The organism is Achromobacter ruhlandii, assembly GCF_902859695.1.
Taxonomy (GTDB): domain Bacteria; phylum Pseudomonadota; class Gammaproteobacteria; order Burkholderiales; family Burkholderiaceae_B; genus Achromobacter; species Achromobacter ruhlandii.
The window spans coordinates 103,392-123,314 of record NZ_CADIJL010000002.1; the positions used below are offsets into that span (position 1 = coordinate 103,392).

Consider the following 19,923-nt stretch of genomic DNA (forward strand, 5'->3'; position numbering starts at 1 on the left):
GCGGATATGCGCTTCGGTGTCGGCGTCCAGCAGCCGCCGGATTTCCCGGAACAGGGGCAGGGCGTCGGTGTGCTTGCGGCCGTAGTCCAGGTTGAACGCATAGTCGAAGTCCGGGGCATTGGCGCCCTGGTTATGTTGTAGCAGGGTTTCCAGCTTGTCCATGGCTTTGACGGCGCGGGCTTCGGCCGATGCGGCGTTTTCGTAGTCGTCCCACAACGCCAGCAGCCGGGCGCGCGCCGCCTCGTCCAGCGGGCCGGCCAGTTGCAGCAGATCCTGCCGTTCCTGGACGCCCTTGCCGGGGCCGGCGGCGGATTGCCGGGTGGCAGGGATGTCGCCGTGGATGGCCTCGCCCAGGTCGTGGACCACGCACAGTCGCAGGACGCGGGCGAAGTCCAGGTCCGCCAGGCCTTCTTCCAGCATCATGGCCATGAGGCACAGTCGCCAGGTGTGTTCCGCCGTGCTTTCCTGGCGCCCGCCCGAACTGCGGGCGCTGCGCAGCACGTCCTTGAGCTTTTCGGCTTGCCGCAGGAATTCGAGCCGGCCTTGCAGGGTGGCAGTGTCCATGGATCAGGTAATCGTAAGTCTGTTGTCAATACGCTGGTGAAGCGGTCTGCGCCAGGGCCAGTGTATCTCGTGACCTTTGCGGCGACGTCCCTGCCGGCTGCGCGGCGGCGTCCCGGGCCGCATGACGTCCAGCCGCTGGAACATGGCGAAAAAGCCGGGGGGCGGACGGGATCCGGCCCGGGCTGGTTGTACATTACGCACTTGTCACCTGCTTCATCTTTACAGGACCGCCTCATCATGACCGCCCCGGAAGTTGTCATTTCGCCCTCGATCACCTGCGCCAACGACCAGCCTTTCGTGCTGTTCGGCGGAATCAACGTGCTGGAATCCAAGGATCTGGCGTTGCGCGCCTGCGAGGAATACCAGCGCGTGACCACCCGGCTGGGCATCCCTTACGTGTTCAAGGCGTCGTTCGACAAGGCCAACCGCTCGTCGATCCACTCCTACCGCGGCCCGGGCCTGGAAGAGGGCATGAAGATCTTCGAGGCGGTCAAGCAGAACTTCGGCGTGCCGGTGATCACCGACGTGCACGAACCCTGGCAGGCCGCGCCTGTCGCGGAAGTGGCCGATATCCTGCAACTGCCGGCCTTCCTGGCCCGTCAGACCGACCTGGTGGTGGCGCTGGCCAGGACCGGCCGCGTCGTCAACATCAAGAAGCCGCAGTTCCTCAGTCCCACCCAGGTGCTCAACATCGTCGAGAAATTCACCGAAGCCGGCAACCAGCAGATCATCCTGTGCGATCGCGGCACCAGTTTTGGCTACGACAACCTGGTCGTCGACATGCTGGGTTTCGGCGTCATGAAGAAAGTCACCGGCAATCGGCCGGTCATCTTCGACGTCACCCATGCCCTGCAACAGCGCTCGGCGCTGGACGCGGCCTCCGGCGGACGCCGCGAGCAGGTCGCGGAACTGGCGCGGGCAGGCATGGGCGTGGGGCTGGCCGGCCTGTTCCTGGAGGCCCATCCGGACCCCAGGAACGCCAAGTGCGATGGCCCCAGCGCCTTGCCGCTGGACAAGCTGGAGCCCTTCCTGACCCAGCTCAAGCAGCTGGATGACCTGGTGAAATCCTTTGCGCCCATCGATATCGAACCCTGACGGCTGTCATCGCGGATCCGCGAAGTTGTTATACGATCCGGGCCACCAAGTCTGAGGGGAGCCCGGATGTCGTTTTACGCGATCGTCGCCGTTCGTAAAGATGCCGTCAGCGGCCATATCGCCTACGTGCGGTGGGGCCTGGCCGAGCGCGGCGTCCCCGGCTGGGTCAGCGAGCCCGTGACCGCGGCCGCGTCCGAAGTGATCGAGGCGATCAGGGCGGGCGCCGATGTCGAGACCCTGATCAGCGTGGATGGCGTGTCGGTGGCGTCGCGCGCGGTGCGCGTGCTGACCGACGACGACGGGCGTGAACACCTGGCTTCCGTGCCGGTCCCCAGTTCCACCCTGCACACCGTGTTCGACCTGCCGGAATTCTGACCGGCCCCCCTGGTAATTTTTCCACGGTGCTGGCGTCATCTGCCCGGTGCGGTCGGCCGGGCATGGCGCTTGCTGCCGCCTGCCGGGTGATATCGCCGGGTTCCTTGCGGCCGCGGCGAGGCTTCTGGGGGAAACAGCATGATGGACCATAGTGAGATGATGGCCCGCATGATCAGTAAACCCGTCGCGCCTGGCAAACCTGAAGGTTGGGATGGCATCCTGTCCGCCTACGCGGACTGCCTGATGAGGGTGCAGGGTAAGCTGACCGAGGAGGACATGCGGCGCTTCCTGGATATCGGCGCCCAGGTATTCAGGACATGTTGCCAGGAAGAGGCGCGGCAACGCTGGACCGCCGAGCAATTGGCGGCGTATCACCGCAAGCCGCCCATCCGCCTGTAAATAAAAGGCGCAGGCGGTGGCCGCCTCAAAGGCACTGGCGCAGGGCGAACTTGCGCCCAAAGGCGCGGATTTCGTCGCCGTCGACCGAAGCGGCGACGTCCCAGTGGTCACCGCGCGTGACCAGCATCGATTGCGACGACAGCGCATGGCGCAGGGCGAACAGCCAGAAAGCGGCCTCGGAGCCCACCGGAGCCAGGTCGTGGGGCCCGATCCGCAACCGCGCCGGCCGGGGGGTGGCGCCCAACGACCAACGCAGCGCGATCGCCAGGAAGGCGAAGCGCGCCGATACCGACGAGGGCTGCACGCAGAGCACGCGGATCTTGGGTTTCATGGTCGTATGGCCTCCACGGGGGTGACCCAGCGTAGCAAAGAAGGTTGCAATCTTCCATACCGCGTCTGGCGGATGCCGCGCCTGGCGGGCGCGGTCGCGGGTCAGTCCGCCTGGAGCCGGGTGAAAATGTTGGTCACGATCAGTTGGTCCGGGCGCCTGGCATCCGGCGCCGGCGACGGCATTAATTTGTCGATTTCCTTGCGATCCTGGACGCGAGTGAGGGTCAGGTGGTCGCCCTGGATCTTCACGTAGCGGATGGACGCCACGCCGATTTCGTATCGGGTGGTGGACTGCTCCAGCGTCTGTTCGATGCGCTTGGCGTCAAGCCAGCGATAGGTGCCGCTGGATACCGCATCCGGCCCTTGCATCGACCAGGTGCCGTCGCTGCGGAATTCGGCCACGCCCGCGCCGCCCGAGGGCTGCGGCGGCAGCGCCTGGCCGTCGACCGTGCGCAGCATGGTCTGGTGCCGCCACTTGCCCACCAAGGCCTGCGCGATCTCCGGCGCCGGCGGTTGGGCGGACGCGACGGCCGACAGCGCGGCCGAGCCAAGCAGGGCGGCCAGGAGGGAATGGCGCAGGAGCTTCATGTTGCGGGGCAAGAAATCCAGTTTGCGGGAGAGGGCGTGGCGGGCCGCCAGAGGCGGGGGCCGGGCGCGTTGTGCTGCATTATGCGCGACGGCGGCGTTTGCGGCGAGGGCTGTCTCGCGCCCGGACGGGGATCAGGGCTGGCGCAGGCCTTGCAGCAGCAGATCAAGCGCTTGCAGGGCTGGCGCCAGGCGTGTCTGGCCCTCATCCTCGGCAATCCATAGGGCGCTCTCGGCCAGGCCGCCGTGCAGCATGCGGGCCAGCGCGCGCGGCTCGGCCGGCGCGATCACGCCCTGTTCCATCAGCGCCCGCAACAGGTCGGCCAGGGAGGCGGTGCATTGTTCCTGCACGGAGGCCGCCTGGCCCAGAATCGCGCGCGCGTCCTGCAGCACGATCCGGCGGATTTCAGGTTCGGCCGCCATCGCCAGATAAGCGCGGCAGCGCTCGCGCAGGGCGGTCCAGGCGTCGGGCGCGTCGCGGGAAATGGCCTGCAGCCGCAGCTCCATTTCGCCGTCGATCTGCGCGGCGACCGCGGCCAGAAGACCCTGTTTGTCACCAAAATGGTGATACAACGCTCCTCGGGTCAGTCCCGCGGCCGCCGTCAGATCATCCATCGACGTGCCCGCGTAGCCGGCGCGGCGGAACGACGCGCGCGCCGTCGCCAGCAGTTTTCCGCGGGTTTCCTCAATCATCTCGGCGCGTGATCGCGACATGTCAGGCTCCATTTACCTACGGGGCGTATGTTAATTGACATTCGCCCCGTAGGTGAATACGATCTCACATACGTTACGTATGTCAATCTGTCCGGTGGCCGTTGCCCCCGGCCTGCAACAACCCCAGAGGTATCGGGTGTCGAATCCCTATCGCGAATTGTTCCAGGCGCCCGGCGCCGCCGGTTTCGTTGCCGCCTGCGCCGTGGCGCGGCTGGCCCTGCCCATGATCGGCATCGGCATCATCACCATGTTGTCCCAGGTGCGTGGCGCCTACACCCTGGCGGGGGCGGTGGCGGCCACGTTCGCGCTGGCGACGGCGTTGCTGGCCCCGCGCATTTCGCGGCTGGTGGATCGCCACGGACAGGGACGCATCCTGCCGCTGGCTGCCGGCGCCAGCGTGGCCGGCCTGGCTGGCCTGGCCCTGTGCGTGCGCCTGCAGGCGCCCGACTGGACCTTGTTCGTGTTCGCGGCGCTGGCCGGCAGCCTGCCAAGCATGCCCGCCATGGCGCGGGCGCGCTGGACGGAAATCTATCGCGACCGCCCGCAGCTGCGCACCGCCTACGCGCTCGAATCGGTGTTGGATGAGTTGAGCTTCATTATCGGGCCGCCGCTGGCGGTGGGCCTGTGCGTGATCCTGTTCCCGGAGGCCGGCCCGCTTGGCGCGGCGTTACTGTTGGGCCTGGGGGTCACCGCATTCGTCATGCAGCGGTCCACCGCGCCGGCGGTGCAGCCGCGCGTCGAGGGCCGTGAAACCTCCGTGCTGGCAGTGCCGCTGATGCGCCAACTGACCACCATGATGGCCGCGATGGGCGTCATCGTCGGCACCATCGATGTGTTGAGCGTGGCCTTCGCCCGCCAGCAGGGTGTGCCGGCGGGCGCCAGCGTGGTGCTGTCGGCCTACGCGTTCGGCTCCTGCGTCGCGGGGCTGGCATTCGGCGTACTGAAGTTCCAGATGCCGCTGGCGCGCATGCTGGCGATCGCCGCCAGTGTCACGGCCTTGACCACCTTGCCGTTGCTGCTGGTTGGCGACCTGCTGACCCTGTCGCTGGGGGTGCTGCTGGCGGGACTGTCGTTCGCGCCGACCATGATCATCGCCATGGCGCTGGTGGAAAGCACCGTGCCAGGGCGGCGCCTGACCGAAGGGCTGACCTGGCTGGTAACCGGCCTGGGCGCGGGCGTGGCGGCGGGGGCGGCGTTGGCCGGCTGGATCGTCGACCACCACGGCGTGGGCGCGGGCTTCTGGACCGCCGTCGGCGCCGGCGCGGTGGTGCTGCTGGTGGCGCTGTACGCGGCCCGTGCCGCCCGGCCCGCGCCGGCCACGGCCTGAGCCTAGAATGACTTCCTCAACACACCGGCCGCCAGGAGAACAGACATGACCCGGACCGTCCTCAATCCCGATACGGTTTTCAATAGCGTGCAATACGGCTTCAGCCAGGCCGTCATCGTCACTGGCCAGCGCCGCATGCTGCTGTCCGGCCAGGTCGGCGTCGACGCCGAGGAGCGCACTGTCGGGCCCGGCCTGCAGGAACAGACCGAGGCCGCGCTGGACAACGTCGAACGCGTGCTGGCCGCCGCGGGCGCGACCCTGGCGCAGGTCATCATGCTGCGTATCTACATCTGCGAAACCGCGCGCGAAGACCAGGAGGTGATCGCCCAGGCGCTGCGCGATCGGTTCCCGAAAGACCCGCCGCCGTCGTCATGGATCATCGTCAGCGGCCTGTCGCTGCCCGAATGGCTGATCGAGATCGAAGCCGAGGCGATGCTGGACTGACCTGCCGGCCCCGGCCCGGGCAGCTCATTCCTGGGGCTTGTCGCGCCATGGCGTGACGGCGAAGGCCCCACGCAGATGCGCCAGGAATCCCGCCGTGCGCGCCGGCAGTTCCTGGCGCGATTTCACCAGCGCCACCACATTGGCTTCCGGCAGGTTCCAGCCGGCCAGCAGCGGCACCAGCGTGCGCGCTTTCACATGCTCGGCCACGTCCCATTCCGATCGCGCCACGATGCCATGGCCGGCCAGCGCCCAGGCCACCGCCACCGCGCCCGCGTTGCTCGACAGCACCGGCGCAATGCGCACCCCCACCGCCGGGCCGCGGCCGCGCTTGAAGCGCCACAACGTGACATCCTCTTCGTTCTCGCGCAGCGCGATGCAGTCATGGTCGCGCAGGTCCTCGGGTTTGGCGGGGGCGCCATGGCGCGCCAGGTAGGCGGGCGAGGCGCACAGGATGCGGCGGTTCGGCGCCAGCGGATACGCCACCAGGGTGGAATCGCGCAGTTCGCCGATATGGATCATCACGTCCCAGTCGTCGCTGGCCAGGCGGGGGGGGCCGTCCGACAATGTCAGGCTGGCGGTCACGTCGGCCTGTCCGTCGCGGAATCCGGCCACCAGCCCGGCGACATAGCGCTGGCCAAATCCCAGCGGCGCCACCACGCGCAGATGGCCGGCGACCACGCCGCGGCGTCCGGCCAGCTCATCGGCCAATTCATTCAGTTCGCCGCAGATCTGGCCGGCGCGCAGCGCCAGCAGCCGGCCTTCGTCGGTCAACGCGGTGCCGCGGCCCGAGCGGTTGACCAGCCGCACGCCCAGGCGCTTTTCCAGCGCGTGCAGCCGCTGTGTCACGGCCGGCGGCGTCACGTCCAGGGCGCGCGCCGCCTGGGCCAGCGAGCTGGTGGCCGCCAGGCTCAGGAAGAAGCGCAGGTCGTCTGTCGTGATCATTCAGGAAAGCCTTAATGATTGATTAAGTCCTTATTAAACACGCAAGGCCCGGCGCGCGCCATACTCCATGCATGCGGATCCGCCGGGGCGGCGTCCGCGTCGCTCCCGTCCGTCCCGCCCGTTCCTGTCCCGTCGATATCGCCATGATCTCTGCTCCCGCCGCCACCCTGGATACGCTGGAAACGCCCTGCCTGTTGCTGGACGAAACCCGCATGATGCGTAACATCGAGCGCCTGAACGGCCTCATGGCTGGCCACGGCGTGCAACTGCGTCCGCACCTGAAGACGCCCAAGTCGATCGACGTCGCGCGCCGCCTGATGGCCCGTCCGCAAGGCCCGGCGGCGGTCTCGACGCTGCAGGAGGCCGAACAGTTCGCCGCCGCCGGCGTGACCGATCTGCTGTACGCGGTGGGCGTGGCCCCGGCCAAGCTCGATCGCGTGCTGGCGCTGCGCCGCCGCGGAATCGACCTCACCGTGGTGGTTGACAGTGTCGAGGCCGCCCGCGCCGTGGCCGCGCGCGCCAGCGAGGAGGGCGCGGCCATTCCCGCCCTGATCGAAATCGACTGCGATGGCCATCGCGCGGGAGTCCAACCCGGCCAGACCGACCAGTTGCTGGCGATTGCTGGCACCTTGCACGCGGCTCACTGTCTGCGCGGCGTGATGACACACGCCGGTGAATCCTACGGCTGCCGCAGCACCGAGGCCATCGCCGACATGGCCGAGCAGGAACGCGCCGCCGCGGTCGGTTGCGCCGAGGCGATCCGCGCCGCCGGCCTGCCATGCCCGGTGGTCAGCGTCGGTTCCACTCCCACCGCCCACTTCGCCCGCAACCTGGCCGGCGTGACCGAGGTGCGCGCCGGCGTCTACGTATTCTTCGACCTGGTCATGGCTGGCCTCGGCGTATGCGCCGTGGACGACATCGCCGCCACCGTGCTGACCACGGTGATCGGCCACCAGCCCGACAAAGGTTGGATCCTGGTGGACGCGGGCTGGATGGCCATGTCGCGCGATCGTGGCACCGCCAAACAGCCGGTGGACCAGTTGTACGGCCTGGTATGCGACGCCGACGGCAAGGTCTACCCCGACTTGCTGTTGGCCGAAACCAACCAGGAGCAGGGCATCGTCAAACTGCGGGCGAGCAGCGCCGCCGCCTTGCCGGATCTGCCGCTGGGCACCAGACTGCGGATCGTGCCAAACCATGCCTGCGCCACCTGCGCCCAGCACGACGCCTACCAGGTCGTACGCAGCGGCGACCGCGCCGTCGTGGCCCAGTGGCAGCGCTTTCGCGGCTGGTAGTCCCGCCGCCCCGGACAGGAGTCAAGATGGACACCATACACACCCCCCACGCCACGCCGCCCGCCGGCCATTACTCCCAGGCCGTGCGCGCCAACGGCTTCGTCTTTGTTTCCGGCCAGCTCGGGTTCCTGCCGCCGGCCCAGCCCGGCGAGCGGCCGCAACTGGCGCAAGGCGCGGCCGCGCAGACCGAGGCCGCCTTGCGCAGCGTGGCGGCCATCCTGCAGGCCGCGGGCGCGTCGATGGCATCGGTGGTCAACGTCACCGTCTACATCCCTGACATCGGTCTGTGGAACGAGGTCAACAGCGTCTACGAACGCAGCTTCGGCGATCATCGCCCGGCCCGCGCCATCGTGCCGACGCGTGAACTGCACTATGGCGCGCTGGTGGAGATCAGTGCCATCGCCGTCGCGTCGCAGGCCTGACGATCAGGCCCGCGGCCGGGCAGGGCGCGCCAGGCGGCTCCCGCGGCGATTGGTCTCGGGGACGGATAGCATGCGCCTCCGCCTATAATGCGAGCGCCTCAACACCCCCGGGGAGTCCGTCCGCATGCAGTACGAATACCTGTTCTGGTCCATGGCCGCCATGGTGGCGGTGGCGCTGGTGGGCGGCTCGCTTTGCGGCCGGCTGCGTTCACCCGGCCGGGTGCTGGCGGGCGTGGCCGCGCTGGCGGCGGCGGTCTGCGCCGCGGTGGCGGTGCTGTCGCGGTCGGCCGGCTTCGGCGACCAGTCGGCGATGCTGGCGATCGCCGCGTTCATGTTCAGCCTGGTGATCGGCGCGGCGGCGGCGTTGTTGACGCGCCGCATCCTGCGGCGCCGTTGAGCGCGCCCGGCCGGGCGGCCGGGGGGGCTTGTCCCGATGCGCGGCGGCCCGCGCCGCCCGCGCTGATCGGAGGGTTCATTCCTCGGCGTCGAAATCCTCGTCGTCCTCGTCCTCTTCATCCTGTTCCAGGGCGTCGTAGCCCTTCCAGGTGATGCGCCAGCGCGTGTCGCCGGCGGTGGCCGCCGTTTCGCTGACTTGCTTGACAAGGCCGGCGTCCGCCAGCAGGTCCAGGTGGTGCGCGACCAGTTGCAGGCCTTGTTCGTGGGCCAGGGCCGCTTCCTTGATGTCGTGGGTGCTCAGGTTGGGGCCGGGCGCGTCGCGCAGGGCTCCCAGGATGGTGACGACCAGATCGAAATCGCGTTGCATGATGTCCGCCGTTGCAGGTTGGGAAGAAACAGGCCGACGATAGCAGAGTTCGGTGGCGGCCAAGCGACAGCCCGCGGGCCCGGGTTACAGTGCGGGATTACCGACAACCGTTACAGGCAGTACCGATGAAGAAACCCGCCGAGCGCGATTGCCTCGCCCTGGTCCCCGGCTATACCGGCCAGGCCGCCAAGCTTTTCCTGACCCGTGCGGAGGACGGCGCCATCACCGGCGTCACCGTGTTCGACCTGCTGGGACACATCAAGCAGCAGGGCGACGCGCAGGCCGCCGCCGACTGGGTGGCCGCCTGGCTGGCCCAGGAGGCCGACAACCGCAAGGCCCGCCGCACCCAGCTGCTGGCGCAGATGTTCGTGTGCAAGCTGGCTGACGACGAGAAGGCCGTGTTCCTGGACGCCCAGAAGCCGCTGCTGGCCGCGCTGACCGGCGCCGGCGTGCGCACCCGCAGCGTCGCGGCCACCTCCGGCGCGGCGCGCCGGTCGCTCGGCCCCGCTGTCAGGAAGTCTTAGCATAAGGCTGTTATAGTCGCGCCTGGGCGTGTGCGCATCCGTGCGGGCGCGCCCAGGCGGGCTCGGCCCGCAAGTCAAGGAAGAGTGATCATGGAAATACTGAGTCGGCATGTTGCCGACGTGGCGGGCGGCGTTGAGCTGCACACAACGCTGGATGGCGAGAGCATCAGCGCCTATGTCGTGACGGGCGTGACTGATCTGAACGCGATCGCCGATATCGTGCCCCCCGAAAAGGTCGAAGGTGGAGCGGACATACACGCTGCCAGTGTCGACAATGTTGATAATGCGCAAGACCAAATCGACCAGGTCCTGGAGAATATCAATCCCGGCGACGTGGCGGTTTTCCTTTGCTCGGGTCCCGATGCTTTTGGCGCGGCACTCGACTTGCTGGGTTTACCTATCGACGAGTAAGCCTGGCGGCAAACCAAAGTGCCCGCCCAAACGGCGTATGAGTTCATGCGAGTTTTGGGGGCCGGGCATTTATATAAGCCTTGATTGTTTTTTTATGATGCGTGGGTGTTTACACCTATGCAGGCGTTCTTTTTGCCTATGAAAACGTGTAAATTCTGTCCGCAGTTTCTCTTTGTTGCATTATTGGCACGTATTTTTTAGGATTATGTTGACTTGTGAGGGGAACATAACGATAGTGTCGGCACACGATCACAAGCGTTGCGATTTTCGTTCAGTGCCGTGCCTTTTCCGGCTCAGCGTTATTGTTCTACTGTCCCCTCCTTGATTGATTCGTGACCTCCGGGCATTTGCCCATTATCTCTAGGAAATACAGTATGGAAACCGGCGTCGTTAAGTGGTTCAATTCGGAAAAAGGCTATGGCTTCATCACCCCGGAAGCGGGTGGTAAGGACCTGTTCGCTCACTTCTCCGAAATTCAGGGCTCGGGCTTCAAGTCTCTGGAAGAGAACCAGCGCGTCAGCTTTGTGACGGCCAATGGCCCCAAGGGCCCGCAAGCCACGAAGATTCAGGTCCTGTAAGGTCCTGCGTTTTCGGAAAAGCCCCTTCGGGGGCTTTTTTGCGTCTGGGCTCCCCCTCGGGGAGCCTTGTCGTTTCCGCCGTCCGGCGGGTGGCGCACGGGTGTCGCGCGCGGCCAACGCGTCGCCTGCGGCGGGCTCGCGGTATCCTTGCCGCAGTTTTCCGTCGCCGCGTCCGCCCGGCGCGGCGCTCGCAACCGACACAGGACGATACCCATGACCCACCCCGGATCCGCCCCAGTTTCCCTGCAACCGCAGGACATCGTGGCGTTCTGGCGCGAAGCCGGGCCGCGGCAATGGTTCACCAAGGACGCGGCGTTCGACGAGCGTTTCCGCCAATTCTGCGGCCAGGCCCACATGGCCGCCGCCGCGCGCCAGCTGGATGGCTGGCTCGATGCGCCGGAGGGCGCGTTGGCGCTCATGATCCTGCTGGACCAGTATCCGCGCAACGCTTTTCGCGGCACCGCCCACATGTTCGCCACCGATCCGCTGGCGCTGGTGTTCGCCGAACGCGCCATCGCCGCCGGCCACGACCTGGCGGTCGATCCGGCGCTGCGCCAGTTCTTCTACATGCCGTTCGAGCATGCCGAGACCGTGGCCGCGCAGAATCGCGCGGTGGCCTTGATGGAGCCGCTTGGCGCGGACGCGGTGCGCTGGGCCGTCCTGCACCGCGACATCATCAAGCGCTTCGGCCGCTTTCCGCACCGCAACGCCGCGTTGGGCCGCCAGACCACGCAGCCGGAACAGGAATTCCTCGACTCGGGCGGCTTCGCCGGCTGACACCCGTGCCGGACGGCGCCAGGACCTCTGCGTATCTGCTTGTATCGGCGCATGGCCAGTTGAAAAAAGCCGCGCGGCCAGGCCCGGCGCGGCTTGCGCGATGGCCGCATATTTGACGTTTTTCGCGGTTCGCCAATACACTGGGTTTAGCGAGATTCTCAAGCGACGCGGTCTGCGTTTAACTTGTCGCGGTCAGTGGTGCTGCAGTGGCTTCCTCTCCCATCCTTGATGATCTGGCGCCCCGCGAGCAATCGCTTCTTTAGGTTCGAGGAAATTCCATGGCAACCGGCATCGTCAAGTGGTTCAACGCCGAAAAAGGGTACGGTTTCATCATGCCCGACGACGGCAGCAAGGATCTGTTCGCCCACTACTCGGAAATCCGCAGCGAAGGCTACAAATCGCTGCAGGAGAATCAGCGCGTCACGTTCGAGGTTGGCACGGGGCCCAAGGGCCCCAGCGCCAAGAACATCAAGGTAGCGGCCTGATCCCAGGGTTGTGGCGCGCCGCCGCGCGGCCCGCCACAAAGACAAAAGCCCCGCACGGCTGTGCGGGGCTTTTCATTTGGCGCAAGGCGCTCAGTGTTTGGCGTGCGAAGGCGTGGCCAGCTTGTCGACCAGCGCGATGCCCAGCGCCGACAGGATGAACAGGGCGTGGATGATGGTCTGCCACATCACGCCGGCCTCGGAGAAGCGCGCGTTGGGCGTGCCCAGCGTACCCGCCTCGATGAAGGTGCGCAGCAGGTGAATCGACGAAATGCCGATGATGGCCATGGCCAGCTTGACCTTGAGCACGCTGGCGTTGACGTGGCTGAGCCATTCCGGCTGGTCCGGGTGGCCTTGCAGGCGCAGGCGTGACACGAAGGTCTCGTAGCCGCCGACGATCACCATCACCAGCAGGTTCGAGATCATGACCACGTCGATCAGGCCCAGCACCAACAGCATGATTTCCATCTCGCCGAAGCTGGTGGCATGGGTCAGCAGGTGCCAAAGTTCTTTCAGGAACAGCATCACATAGACGCCCTGGGCGACGATCAGGCCCAGGTACAGGGGCAGTTGCAGCCAGCGCGAACTGAAAATCAGGCTTGGCAGCAGGCCAAGGCGGGGAGGGGTGTGGGGGGTCATGATGGGTGCGAGCCGTTATGGGAAGCGCGGGAAAAACCGCGGCGGCAATTCTATCAATCTCGGACTGCTCCGAAATCTGTTTTTGATGACAACACCGAGTCGCGGCGCAGGTACTTACCACGGTAAGGAGCCCCGCGCATGCCTTTTGTGTAAGAGAAATTCGCATTTGCGAAACTCTGTGGCGAAACGGTTTGAATGCTTTTGGCGTATATAGAATTGCCGCCTCACTCGCACAGAGTCAGTCAAGAGGAGTTTTTGCCATGAAGATCCGCTACACCGTTGCCGCGCTGGCCGTCGCACTCGCCCCTTATTCCGCGTCGCATGCGCTCGATATCGGGGGATTGGTGGGCGCTGGCAGCAAGGTGGTGCAGGCCGCCACGCTGAGCGATGCCGAAATCAAGACCTTGTCGGACAAGGCTTGCGCGCAGAGCGATTCCCAGGAAAAGATCGCGGCCCCCGGCAGCAAGTACGACGTGCGCCTGCAGAAGATCGCCAAGCAATTGGGCGGCACGGTCAATGGCCAGAAGGCCAACTACAAGGTCTACATCACCAAGGACGTCAATGCCTGGGCCATGGCCAATGGCTGCATCCGCGTCTACAGCGGCCTGATGGACATGATGACCGACGACGAAGTGCTGGGCGTCGTGGGCCATGAAATCGGCCACGTGGCGCTGGGCCACAGCAAGAAGGCGATGCAGACCGCCTACACCGTTTCGGCCGCGCGCGACGCCGCCGGCGCCGCCGGTGGCGCCACGGTCGCCGCCCTGAACTCGTCGCAGTTGGGCGACCTGACCGAGAAGTTCATCAACGCGCAGTTCTCGCAATCGCAGGAAAGCGCCGCCGACGACTACTCGTTCGACCAGCTGCAGGCCAAGAAGCTGAACACCCGCGGTCTGGTGACGGCGTTCCAGAAGCTGGCCGAACTGGACGGCGGCAAGAGCGATATGATGAGCTCGCACCCGTCCTCGGCCAAGCGCGCGCAGCACATCGAAGATCGCATCGCCAAGGCCAAATAAAGCGCCCTGGCGGGCATTTGCCGCCCTTTCGGGGTGGAAAACGGGGCGCGAGCATCCGGGCTTATCCGGGTGCTCGCGCCCCTTTGCGTCAGGGGTCCGGAAGTTTCCGGTAAAATGCCGCGTTTATCCGCCCGTCATCTCATATCTCTCGGAAAATAGGTCTTTTAATGCAGCCTGTGGTTGAAACCCTCTCCGGCCTCGAGCGCCGTGTTGATCTGGCCGTCTCGGTGGCCGACGTCGAAAAGGAAGTCCAGGCGCAATTGAAGCGCGTGGCCCGCACCGCCAAGGTTCCCGGTTTTCGTCCCGGCAAGGCGCCGCTCGCCATGCTCGAGCGCAGCCATGGCCCCGGCATCCGCTACGACGTGATCAACAGCCAGGTCGGCCGTGCATTCGAACAAGCCGTCGATGGCGCCAAGCTGCGCGTCGCCGGCGCCCCGAACCTGGAACCCAAGACTGAAGGCGTCAGCGATGACACGCTGGCCTTCACCGCCACGTTCGAGGTCTACCCCGAAGTCGCCGTGCCGGACCTGTCGGCCCTGGCCGTGACCCGCTATGAAACCGCCGTCACCGACGCCGAAGTGCAGCAGACCCTGGACGTCCTGCGCAAGCAGCGCGCCACGTTCGAAGCCCGCGAAGGCCGCGCCTCGCAAGACGGCGACCGCGTCACGCTGGACTTCGCCGGCACCATCGACGGCGTGCCGTTCGATGGCGGCAAGGCCGAAGACTTCCCGTTCGTGCTCGGCCAAGGCCGCATGCTGCCGGAATTCGAAGAAGCCGCCCGCGGCCTGAAGGCTGGCGAAAGCAAGGTCTTCCCGCTCAAGTTCCCCGATGACTACCAAGGCAAGGAAGTCGCCGGCAAGACCGCCGAATTCACCATCACCGTCAAGGAAGTGGCTGAAGGCGTGCTGCCCGAACTGAATGCCGAATTCGCCAAGTCGCTCGGCCAGGCCGAAGGCGATGTCGAAAAGCTCAAGGCCGACATCCGCAGCAACATCGAACGCGAAGTCAAGGTGCGCTCGCAAGGCCGCACCAAGGCCAGCGTGATGGACGCCCTGGTCGAAGCCGGCAAGTTCGACGTGCCGAAGGCGCTGGTCGACAACGACGTGCAAAGCCGCATCGCCGCCGCCCGCGAAGAGCTCAAGCAGCGTGGCGTGCCGAACGCCGAGTCGGTGCCGATCCCGGCCGAAGCCTTCTCGACCGAATCCGAGCGCCGCGTGCGCCTGGGCCTGCTGGTGTCCGAACTGGTCAAGCAAGCCCAGCTGCAGGCCAAGCCGGAACAGGTCCGCGCCCGCATCGAAGAGTTCGCGGAAAACTACGAACAACCCGCCCAGGTTGTCAGCTATTACCTGGCCGACCGCCAGCGTCGTGCTGAAATCGAGGCTATCGTGCTCGAAGACAACGTCGTCGCGCATGTTCTGGAAAAGGCCAAGGTCACCGACGAAAAGGTGCCTTTCGATCAGTTGATGGGGATGGCGTAACACTATGCAGAGATTCACCGATTTCTATGCGGCAATGAATGGCGGGTCGTCGGTGACCCCCACCGGCCTGGGCTACATTCCCATGGTGATCGAGCAGTCGGGGCGCGGCGAACGCGCCTACGACATCTATTCGCGCCTGCTCCGCGAGCGGCTCATCTTCCTGGTGGGCCCGGTCAACGACGCCACGGCCAACCTGGTCGTGGCGCAGTTGCTGTTCCTGGAATCGGAGAATCCTGACAAGGACATTTCCCTGTACATCAACTCGCCCGGCGGGTCGGTGTACGCGGGCATGGCCATCTACGACACCATGCAGTTCGTCAAGCCGGACGTGTCGACCCTGTGCACCGGCCTGGCGGCCAGCATGGGCGCCTTCCTGCTGGCGGCAGGCAAGAAGGGCAAGCGCTTTTCCTTGCCCAACTCGCGCATCATGATCCACCAGCCCTCGGGCGGCGCCCAGGGGCAGGCCTCCGACATCCAGATCCAGGCTCGCGAGATCCTGGACCTGCGCGAGCGTCTCAATCGCATCCTGGCCGACAACACCGGCCAGTCGATCGAGCGCATCGCCCTGGACACTGAACGTGACAACTTCATGTCCGCCGAAGATGCGGTATCGTATGGACTGGTCGACAAGGTGATGACCTCCCGTTCGGAAGGCTGACTTCCCGGTTGAGTCCCACCCGCTGTTGCCATGTTTGAGTAAGCGCCGGGCCCTTCACCCGGTCCGGCGCTTCTTTACCTGAGATACGAATACATATGCCTGAAAAAAAGGGATCGGCAGACGCAAAAGTGCTGCATTGCTCGTTTTGCAATAAAAGCCAGCACGAAGTCCGCAAGCTGATCGCGGGTCCGTCGGTATTCATCTGCGATGAATGCATAGACTTGTGCAACGACATCATCCGCGAGGAAGCGCAGGCGACCGCGCGCGCGGCGATTCGTTCCGAACTGCCCACTCCGGCTGAAATCAAGACGTTCCTGGACCAGTACGTGATCGGGCAGACCTCGCCCAAGCGCATGCTGGCGGTGGCCGTCTACAACCACTACAAGCGCATCCGCCACGGCGAGATCAAGGGCGACGAAGTCGAGTTGTCCAAGAGCAACATCATGCTGATCGGCCCCACCGGGTCGGGCAAGACGCTGCTGGCGCAGACCCTCGCGCGCATGCTGAACGTGCCGTTCGTCATGGCAGACGCCACCACGCTGACCGAGGCCGGTTACGTCGGTGAAGACGTCGAGAACATCATTCAGAAGTTGCTGCAGAACTGCAACTACGAAGTCGAGAAGGCGCAGCGCGCCATCATCTACATCGATGAAATCGACAAGATTTCCCGCAAGTCCGACAACCCGTCCATCACCCGCGACGTGTCGGGCGAGGGCGTGCAGCAGGCCCTGCTCAAGCTGATCGAAGGCACCGTCGCCTCGGTGCCGCCGCAGGGCGGGCGCAAGCACCCCAACCAGGACTTCGTCCAGGTCGACACGACCAACATCCTGTTCATCGTCGGCGGCGCCTTCGACGGGCTGGAAAAGGTCATCCGCGACCGCACCGAAAAGTCCGGCATCGGCTTCTCCGCCTCCGTGCGCGCCAAGTCCGAGCGCGGCGTGGGCGAGCTGTTCTCCGAAGTCGAGCCCGAAGACCTGATCAAGTTCGGCTTGATCCCCGAACTGGTCGGTCGCCTGCCGGTGGTCGCCACGCTGGACGAGCTGGACGAGGCCGCCCTGGTGCAGATCCTCACCGAGCCCAAGAACGCCCTGCTCAAGCAATTCCAGAAGCTGTTCGCCATGGAAGGCGCCGAACTGGACGTGCGTCCGGCCGCGCTCAAGGCCATCGCCCGCAAGGCGCTCAAGCGCAAGACCGGCGCGCGTGGCCTGCGTTCCATCATCGAGCAGGCCCTGCTCGACACCATGTATGACCTGCCGTCGCAAGGCAACGTCAAGCGCGTGGTGCTCGACGAAGGCGCGATCGAAGGCGAGGGCAAGCCCTTGCTGATCTACGCCGACGAGGAAGGGGCGGCCGAAAAGCCCGAGCGCGGAGAAGTCCGCGACGCGGCGGCCTGACGGATATTTCAAGAAAACCCGTTTCCGTAACGGGTTTTTTTGTCTCCGGCCCCCTGATGGAACGCACACTGCCGCAGTGTGTCCAATGAAACAGGATGCCGGCCGCCGTTTTTTTTAAGGTTTTGTTTATCCGGCCGCCGGGATCTTGAATTTTCGGCTATTGTTCCCATAACAGACGTAACTGACGGGGCTGTCCGGGTATACCCGGTCATCCTGTCCCCGATACGCCGAGTCATACCGAGGAACCTCCTATGTCTGCCAGCCAGACCCTGCCTTCCGACCCGATCGACCTCCCCCTGCTGCCACTGCGCGACGTCGTGGTGTTCCCGCACATGGTCATCCCGCTGTTCGTCGGCCGTCCGCGCTCTATCCGCGCGCTCGAGGTTGCGATGGAAGCGGGCAAGAGCATCATGCTAGTGGCCCAAAAATCCGCCGGCAAGGATGATCCCACCCCTGAAGACGTCTACGAGATCGGCTGCGTCGCCGGCATCCTGCAGATGCTCAAGCTGCCCGATGGCACCGTCAAGGTGCTGGTCGAGGGTACCCAGCGCGCCCGCATCAACAGCATCGAAGACGCCGATTCGCACTTCACCTGCCAGGTCACCCCGATCGAGCCGGACGCCGTCCAGGGCTCCGAGACCGAGGCCCTGCGCCGCGCGATCGTCGCCCAGTTCGAGCAATACGTAAAACTCAACAAGAAGATCCCCCCGGAGATCCTGACCTCGCTCGCCGGCATCGATGACGCCGGCCGCCTGGCCGACACGATCGCCGCGCATCTTCCGCTGAAACTCGAGCAGAAGCAGAAGATGCTCGAGATCGTCGGCACCTCCGAGCGCCTCGAAGGCCTGCTCACGCAGCTGGAAACCGAAATCGACATCCTCCAGGTCGAGAAGCGGATCCGCGGCCGCGTGAAGAAGCAGATGGAAAAGAGCCAGCGCGACTACTACCTGAATGAGCAGGTCAAGGCCATTCAGAAGGAGTTGGGCGAAGGCGAAGAGGGCGCCGACATCGAGGAGCTCGAAAAGAAGATCATCGCCGCGCACATGCCCAAGGAGGCGCGCAAGAAGGCCGATGCCGAGCTCAAGAAGCTCAAGCTCATGTCGCCCATGTCGGCCGAAGCCACCGTGGTGCGCAACTACATCGATACGCTCATCAACCTCCCCTGGAGGAAGAAGAGCAAGATCAACAACTCCATCTCCAACGCCGAGACCGTGCTCGACAACGACCACTACGGCCTGGAGAAGGTGAAGGAACGCATCCTCGAATATCTCGCCGTGCAGCAGCGCGTGGACAAGGTCAAGGCGCCGATCCTGTGCCTGGTCGGTCCTCCGGGGGTCGGCAAGACCTCGCTGGGCCAGTCCATCGCCAAGGCCACGAACCGCAAGTTCGTGCGCATGGCCCTGGGCGGCGTGCGCGACGAAGCCGAGATCCGCGGCCACCGTCGTACCTACATCGGTTCGATGCCCGGCAAGATCGTCCAGAACATGTCGAAGGTCGGCGTGCGCAATCCCCTGTTCCTGCTCGATGAAATCGACAAGCTGGGCATGGATTTCCGCGGCGATCCCTCGTCGGCGCTGCTCGAGGTGCTGGACCCGGAACAGAATCACACGTTCCAGGACCACTACATCGAAGTCGACTTCGACCTGTCGGACGTCATGTTCGTGGCCACCAGCAACACGCTGAACATTCCGCCGGCCCTGCTGGACCGGATGGAAGTGATCCGTCTGTCGGGCTACACCGAGGAAGAAAAGATCCACATCGCCCGCGACCATCTGCTGCCCAAGCTGATGAAGAACAACGGCGTCAAGGATACCGAGCTGACCGTCGATGACAGCGCGCTGCGCGACATCGTGCGCTACTACACCCGCGAAGCCGGCGTGCGTGCGCTCGAACGCGAAGTGGGCAAGATCTGCCGCAAGGTGATCAAGCAGCTGCTGACCCAGAGCGACCGCGCCAAGGCCGAAGGCAAGACCTTCGAACTCAAGCCGGTCAACGTCACGGGCGACAACCTCAGCGATTACCTCGGCGTGCGCCGCTACACCTTCGGCATGGCCGAAAAGGAAAACCAGATCGGTCAGGTGACCGGCCTGGCCTGGACGGAAGTCGGTGGCGACCTGCTCACGATCGAAGTGGCGGACATGCCCGGCAAGGGCGTGATCCAACGCACCGGTTCGCTGGGCGACGTGATGAAGGAATCGGTCGAGGCGGCCCGCACGGTGGTGCGCTCGCGGGCGCGTCGCCTGGGCTTTGCCGACAGCGTGTTCGAGAAGCACGACATGCACGTGCACGTGCCGGAAGGCGCGACGCCCAAGGACGGTCCGTCCGCCGGTATCGCGATCACCACGGCCATGGTGTCGGCCCTGTCGCGCATCCCGGTGCGCGCCGACGTCGCCATGACCGGCGAGATCACGCTGCGTGGCGAAGTCCTGCCGATCGGCGGCCTGAAGGAGAAGCTGCTGGCCGCCCATCGCGGTGGTATCAAGACGGTCTTGATCCCGGAAGAAAACGTCAAGGATTTGGCGGAGATCCCGGACAACGTCAAGAACCATCTCGAGATCGTGCCGGTCCGCTGGATCGACAAGGTGCTGGAACTGGCCCTGGAACGCCTGCCGGAGCCGCTGGCTGAAGACGAAGCGGTCAAGGAACCGCTGGTCGCCAAGCCGGCCGAGCCGGGTTCGACGGATCCCGTGCTCAAGCACTGATGCCTGGCC

At 65.4% G+C, this 19,923-nt stretch carries 24 protein-coding genes and 1 pseudogene; 18 read left to right on the forward strand and 7 right to left on the reverse strand.

The genetic code is table 11. The features are described 5' to 3' along the window. Positions 1-3 precede the first annotated feature (3 nt). Positions 4-564 (reverse strand): annotated as a pseudogene (locus HV742_RS32195) (HD domain-containing protein); the annotation flags it as partial. A gap of 237 nt (positions 565-801) precedes the next feature. On the opposite strand from HV742_RS32195, the gene kdsA reads away from it, so the two are divergent. The 3 genes from kdsA to HV742_RS02775 all read left to right on the forward strand — a co-directional run bounded on the left by kdsA (position 802) and on the right by HV742_RS02775 (position 2,433). Continuing rightward, entirely contained in the window at positions 802-1,659 is an 858-nt protein-coding gene (kdsA, locus tag HV742_RS02765) for a 3-deoxy-8-phosphooctulonate synthase (protein ID WP_049073165.1), read from the forward strand. A 66-nt stretch (positions 1,660-1,725) separates the two neighbouring features. Continuing rightward, on the forward strand, positions 1,726-2,034 hold the full coding sequence (locus tag HV742_RS02770; RefSeq protein ID WP_049073166.1) for a carbohydrate isomerase: 309 nt from the start codon (positions 1,726-1,728) through the stop codon (positions 2,032-2,034). A 138-nt stretch (positions 2,035-2,172) separates the two neighbouring features. Continuing rightward, complete coding sequence (locus HV742_RS02775) at positions 2,173-2,433, forward strand: hypothetical protein (RefSeq protein ID WP_231891601.1); 261 nt, start codon at positions 2,173-2,175, stop codon at positions 2,431-2,433. Between the two features lie 25 nt (positions 2,434-2,458). Here HV742_RS02775 and HV742_RS02780 read toward each other — a convergent pair whose 3' ends face one another. From HV742_RS02780 to HV742_RS02790, 3 genes are all read right to left on the reverse strand, one after another. Then, positions 2,459-2,764, reverse strand: a complete 306-nt coding sequence (locus HV742_RS02780; protein WP_049073167.1) for a hypothetical protein — start codon at positions 2,762-2,764, stop codon at positions 2,459-2,461. 101 nt (positions 2,765-2,865) lie between these two features. Beyond that, the gene (locus tag HV742_RS02785; RefSeq protein WP_059271406.1) at positions 2,866-3,351 is read right to left on the reverse strand and encodes a hypothetical protein; all 486 of its coding nucleotides are present in this window, start codon (positions 3,349-3,351) and stop codon (positions 2,866-2,868) included. A 132-nt stretch (positions 3,352-3,483) separates the two neighbouring features. Beyond that, the gene (locus HV742_RS02790; RefSeq protein ID WP_054415827.1) at positions 3,484-4,062 is read right to left on the reverse strand and encodes a TetR/AcrR family transcriptional regulator; all 579 of its coding nucleotides are present in this window, start codon (positions 4,060-4,062) and stop codon (positions 3,484-3,486) included. A 136-nt stretch (positions 4,063-4,198) separates the two neighbouring features. On the opposite strand from HV742_RS02790, the gene HV742_RS02795 reads away from it, so the two are divergent. Beyond that, positions 4,199-5,389 (forward strand): MFS transporter, encoded by a 1,191-nt coding sequence (locus tag HV742_RS02795; protein ID WP_049073170.1) that lies wholly within the window; start codon positions 4,199-4,201, stop codon positions 5,387-5,389. Between the two features lie 45 nt (positions 5,390-5,434). After that, entirely contained in the window at positions 5,435-5,833 is a 399-nt protein-coding gene (locus tag HV742_RS02800) for a RidA family protein (RefSeq protein WP_054415825.1), read from the forward strand. A gap of 24 nt (positions 5,834-5,857) precedes the next feature. On the opposite strand, the gene HV742_RS02805 is transcribed toward HV742_RS02800, so the two are convergent. Continuing rightward, the gene (locus HV742_RS02805; protein WP_175144415.1) at positions 5,858-6,775 is read right to left on the reverse strand and encodes a LysR family transcriptional regulator; all 918 of its coding nucleotides are present in this window, start codon (positions 6,773-6,775) and stop codon (positions 5,858-5,860) included. Positions 6,776-6,918: 143 nt separating this feature from the next. Here HV742_RS02805 and HV742_RS02810 point away from each other — a divergent pair, with 143 nt between their 5' ends. The 3 genes from HV742_RS02810 to HV742_RS02820 all read left to right on the forward strand — a co-directional run bounded on the left by HV742_RS02810 (position 6,919) and on the right by HV742_RS02820 (position 8,889). Beyond that, on the forward strand, positions 6,919-8,070 hold the full coding sequence (locus HV742_RS02810) for a DSD1 family PLP-dependent enzyme (protein ID WP_175144416.1): 1,152 nt from the start codon (positions 6,919-6,921) through the stop codon (positions 8,068-8,070). A gap of 26 nt (positions 8,071-8,096) precedes the next feature. After that, the gene (locus HV742_RS02815; protein WP_049073174.1) at positions 8,097-8,492 is read left to right on the forward strand and encodes a RidA family protein; all 396 of its coding nucleotides are present in this window, start codon (positions 8,097-8,099) and stop codon (positions 8,490-8,492) included. A 124-nt stretch (positions 8,493-8,616) separates the two neighbouring features. After that, on the forward strand, positions 8,617-8,889 hold the full coding sequence (locus HV742_RS02820; RefSeq protein ID WP_054415822.1) for a hypothetical protein: 273 nt from the start codon (positions 8,617-8,619) through the stop codon (positions 8,887-8,889). A gap of 75 nt (positions 8,890-8,964) precedes the next feature. On the opposite strand, the gene HV742_RS02825 is transcribed toward HV742_RS02820, so the two are convergent. Next, positions 8,965-9,255, reverse strand: a complete 291-nt coding sequence (locus HV742_RS02825) for a DUF2513 domain-containing protein (RefSeq protein ID WP_049073176.1) — start codon at positions 9,253-9,255, stop codon at positions 8,965-8,967. A 125-nt stretch (positions 9,256-9,380) separates the two neighbouring features. On the opposite strand from HV742_RS02825, the gene HV742_RS02830 reads away from it, so the two are divergent. From HV742_RS02830 to HV742_RS02850, 5 genes are all read left to right on the forward strand, one after another. Continuing rightward, positions 9,381-9,779 (forward strand): hypothetical protein, encoded by a 399-nt coding sequence (locus tag HV742_RS02830; protein WP_175144417.1) that lies wholly within the window; start codon positions 9,381-9,383, stop codon positions 9,777-9,779. Positions 9,780-9,869: 90 nt separating this feature from the next. Further along, entirely contained in the window at positions 9,870-10,190 is a 321-nt protein-coding gene (locus HV742_RS02835) for a hypothetical protein (protein WP_049073178.1), read from the forward strand. Positions 10,191-10,564: 374 nt separating this feature from the next. Next, positions 10,565-10,768, forward strand: coding sequence for a cold-shock protein (locus HV742_RS02840; protein ID WP_006220190.1), 204 nt, complete (start codon positions 10,565-10,567; stop codon positions 10,766-10,768). Between the two features lie 213 nt (positions 10,769-10,981). Next, entirely contained in the window at positions 10,982-11,545 is a 564-nt protein-coding gene (locus tag HV742_RS02845; protein ID WP_063581398.1) for a DUF924 family protein, read from the forward strand. 278 nt (positions 11,546-11,823) lie between these two features. Continuing rightward, on the forward strand, positions 11,824-12,030 hold the full coding sequence (locus HV742_RS02850; protein ID WP_006225311.1) for a cold-shock protein: 207 nt from the start codon (positions 11,824-11,826) through the stop codon (positions 12,028-12,030). Between the two features lie 90 nt (positions 12,031-12,120). Here the strand turns inward: HV742_RS02850 and HV742_RS02855 are convergent, their stop codons facing one another. Next, a complete protein-coding gene (locus HV742_RS02855; protein WP_049073180.1) occupies positions 12,121-12,666 on the reverse strand; it encodes a TIGR00645 family protein in 546 nt (181 codons plus the stop codon). 260 nt (positions 12,667-12,926) lie between these two features. Between HV742_RS02855 and loiP the strand changes: the two genes are divergently transcribed. From loiP to lon, 5 genes are all read left to right on the forward strand, one after another. Beyond that, positions 12,927-13,682 carry a metalloprotease LoiP gene (gene loiP / locus HV742_RS02860; protein WP_006386184.1) on the forward strand — a complete coding sequence of 252 codons (756 nt, stop codon included), beginning with the start codon at positions 12,927-12,929 and terminating at the stop codon, positions 13,680-13,682. 167 nt (positions 13,683-13,849) lie between these two features. Beyond that, on the forward strand, positions 13,850-15,160 hold the full coding sequence (gene tig / locus HV742_RS02865; protein WP_049073181.1) for a trigger factor: 1,311 nt from the start codon (positions 13,850-13,852) through the stop codon (positions 15,158-15,160). Between the two features lie 4 nt (positions 15,161-15,164). Beyond that, the gene (gene clpP, locus HV742_RS02870) at positions 15,165-15,818 is read left to right on the forward strand and encodes an ATP-dependent Clp endopeptidase proteolytic subunit ClpP (RefSeq protein WP_049073182.1); all 654 of its coding nucleotides are present in this window, start codon (positions 15,165-15,167) and stop codon (positions 15,816-15,818) included. A gap of 95 nt (positions 15,819-15,913) precedes the next feature. Beyond that, positions 15,914-17,212, forward strand: coding sequence for an ATP-dependent Clp protease ATP-binding subunit ClpX (gene clpX, locus HV742_RS02875; RefSeq protein WP_049073183.1), 1,299 nt, complete (start codon positions 15,914-15,916; stop codon positions 17,210-17,212). Positions 17,213-17,463: 251 nt separating this feature from the next. After that, entirely contained in the window at positions 17,464-19,914 is a 2,451-nt protein-coding gene (gene lon / locus HV742_RS02880) for an endopeptidase La (protein WP_006395870.1), read from the forward strand. Positions 19,915-19,923 lie beyond the last annotated feature (9 nt).

What these genes read in the sequence shown, in the direction of transcription:
- kdsA (WP_049073165.1), top strand. Translation starts at nt 802, where the DNA reads ATGACCGCCCCGGAAGTTGTCATTTCGCCCTCGATCACCTGCGCCAAC.
- HV742_RS02815 (WP_049073174.1), top strand. Translation starts at nt 8,097, where the DNA reads ATGGACACCATACACACCCCCCACGCCACGCCGCCCGCCGGCCATTAC.
- clpP (WP_049073182.1), top strand. Translation starts at nt 15,165, where the DNA reads ATGCAGAGATTCACCGATTTCTATGCGGCAATGAATGGCGGGTCGTCG.
- HV742_RS02835 (WP_049073178.1), top strand. Translation starts at nt 9,870, where the DNA reads ATGGAAATACTGAGTCGGCATGTTGCCGACGTGGCGGGCGGCGTTGAG.
- HV742_RS02820 (WP_054415822.1), top strand. Translation starts at nt 8,617, where the DNA reads ATGCAGTACGAATACCTGTTCTGGTCCATGGCCGCCATGGTGGCGGTG.
- lon (WP_006395870.1), top strand. Translation starts at nt 17,464, where the DNA reads ATGTCTGCCAGCCAGACCCTGCCTTCCGACCCGATCGACCTCCCCCTG.
- HV742_RS02805 (WP_175144415.1), bottom strand. Translation starts at nt 6,775, where the DNA reads ATGATCACGACAGACGACCTGCGCTTCTTCCTGAGCCTGGCGGCCACC.
- HV742_RS02850 (WP_006225311.1), top strand. Translation starts at nt 11,824, where the DNA reads ATGGCAACCGGCATCGTCAAGTGGTTCAACGCCGAAAAAGGGTACGGT.
- HV742_RS02780 (WP_049073167.1), bottom strand. Translation starts at nt 2,764, where the DNA reads ATGAAACCCAAGATCCGCGTGCTCTGCGTGCAGCCCTCGTCGGTATCG.
- HV742_RS02825 (WP_049073176.1), bottom strand. Translation starts at nt 9,255, where the DNA reads ATGCAACGCGATTTCGATCTGGTCGTCACCATCCTGGGAGCCCTGCGC.
- HV742_RS02845 (WP_063581398.1), top strand. Translation starts at nt 10,982, where the DNA reads ATGACCCACCCCGGATCCGCCCCAGTTTCCCTGCAACCGCAGGACATC.
- tig (WP_049073181.1), top strand. Translation starts at nt 13,850, where the DNA reads ATGCAGCCTGTGGTTGAAACCCTCTCCGGCCTCGAGCGCCGTGTTGAT.
- HV742_RS02775 (WP_231891601.1), top strand. Translation starts at nt 2,173, where the DNA reads ATGATGGACCATAGTGAGATGATGGCCCGCATGATCAGTAAACCCGTC.
- HV742_RS02770 (WP_049073166.1), top strand. Translation starts at nt 1,726, where the DNA reads ATGTCGTTTTACGCGATCGTCGCCGTTCGTAAAGATGCCGTCAGCGGC.
- HV742_RS02800 (WP_054415825.1), top strand. Translation starts at nt 5,435, where the DNA reads ATGACCCGGACCGTCCTCAATCCCGATACGGTTTTCAATAGCGTGCAA.
- loiP (WP_006386184.1), top strand. Translation starts at nt 12,927, where the DNA reads ATGAAGATCCGCTACACCGTTGCCGCGCTGGCCGTCGCACTCGCCCCT.
- HV742_RS02830 (WP_175144417.1), top strand. Translation starts at nt 9,381, where the DNA reads ATGAAGAAACCCGCCGAGCGCGATTGCCTCGCCCTGGTCCCCGGCTAT.
- HV742_RS02840 (WP_006220190.1), top strand. Translation starts at nt 10,565, where the DNA reads ATGGAAACCGGCGTCGTTAAGTGGTTCAATTCGGAAAAAGGCTATGGC.
- HV742_RS02810 (WP_175144416.1), top strand. Translation starts at nt 6,919, where the DNA reads ATGATCTCTGCTCCCGCCGCCACCCTGGATACGCTGGAAACGCCCTGC.
- HV742_RS02855 (WP_049073180.1), bottom strand. Translation starts at nt 12,666, where the DNA reads ATGACCCCCCACACCCCTCCCCGCCTTGGCCTGCTGCCAAGCCTGATT.
- HV742_RS02785 (WP_059271406.1), bottom strand. Translation starts at nt 3,351, where the DNA reads ATGAAGCTCCTGCGCCATTCCCTCCTGGCCGCCCTGCTTGGCTCGGCC.
- clpX (WP_049073183.1), top strand. Translation starts at nt 15,914, where the DNA reads ATGCCTGAAAAAAAGGGATCGGCAGACGCAAAAGTGCTGCATTGCTCG.
- HV742_RS02790 (WP_054415827.1), bottom strand. Translation starts at nt 4,062, where the DNA reads ATGTCGCGATCACGCGCCGAGATGATTGAGGAAACCCGCGGAAAACTG.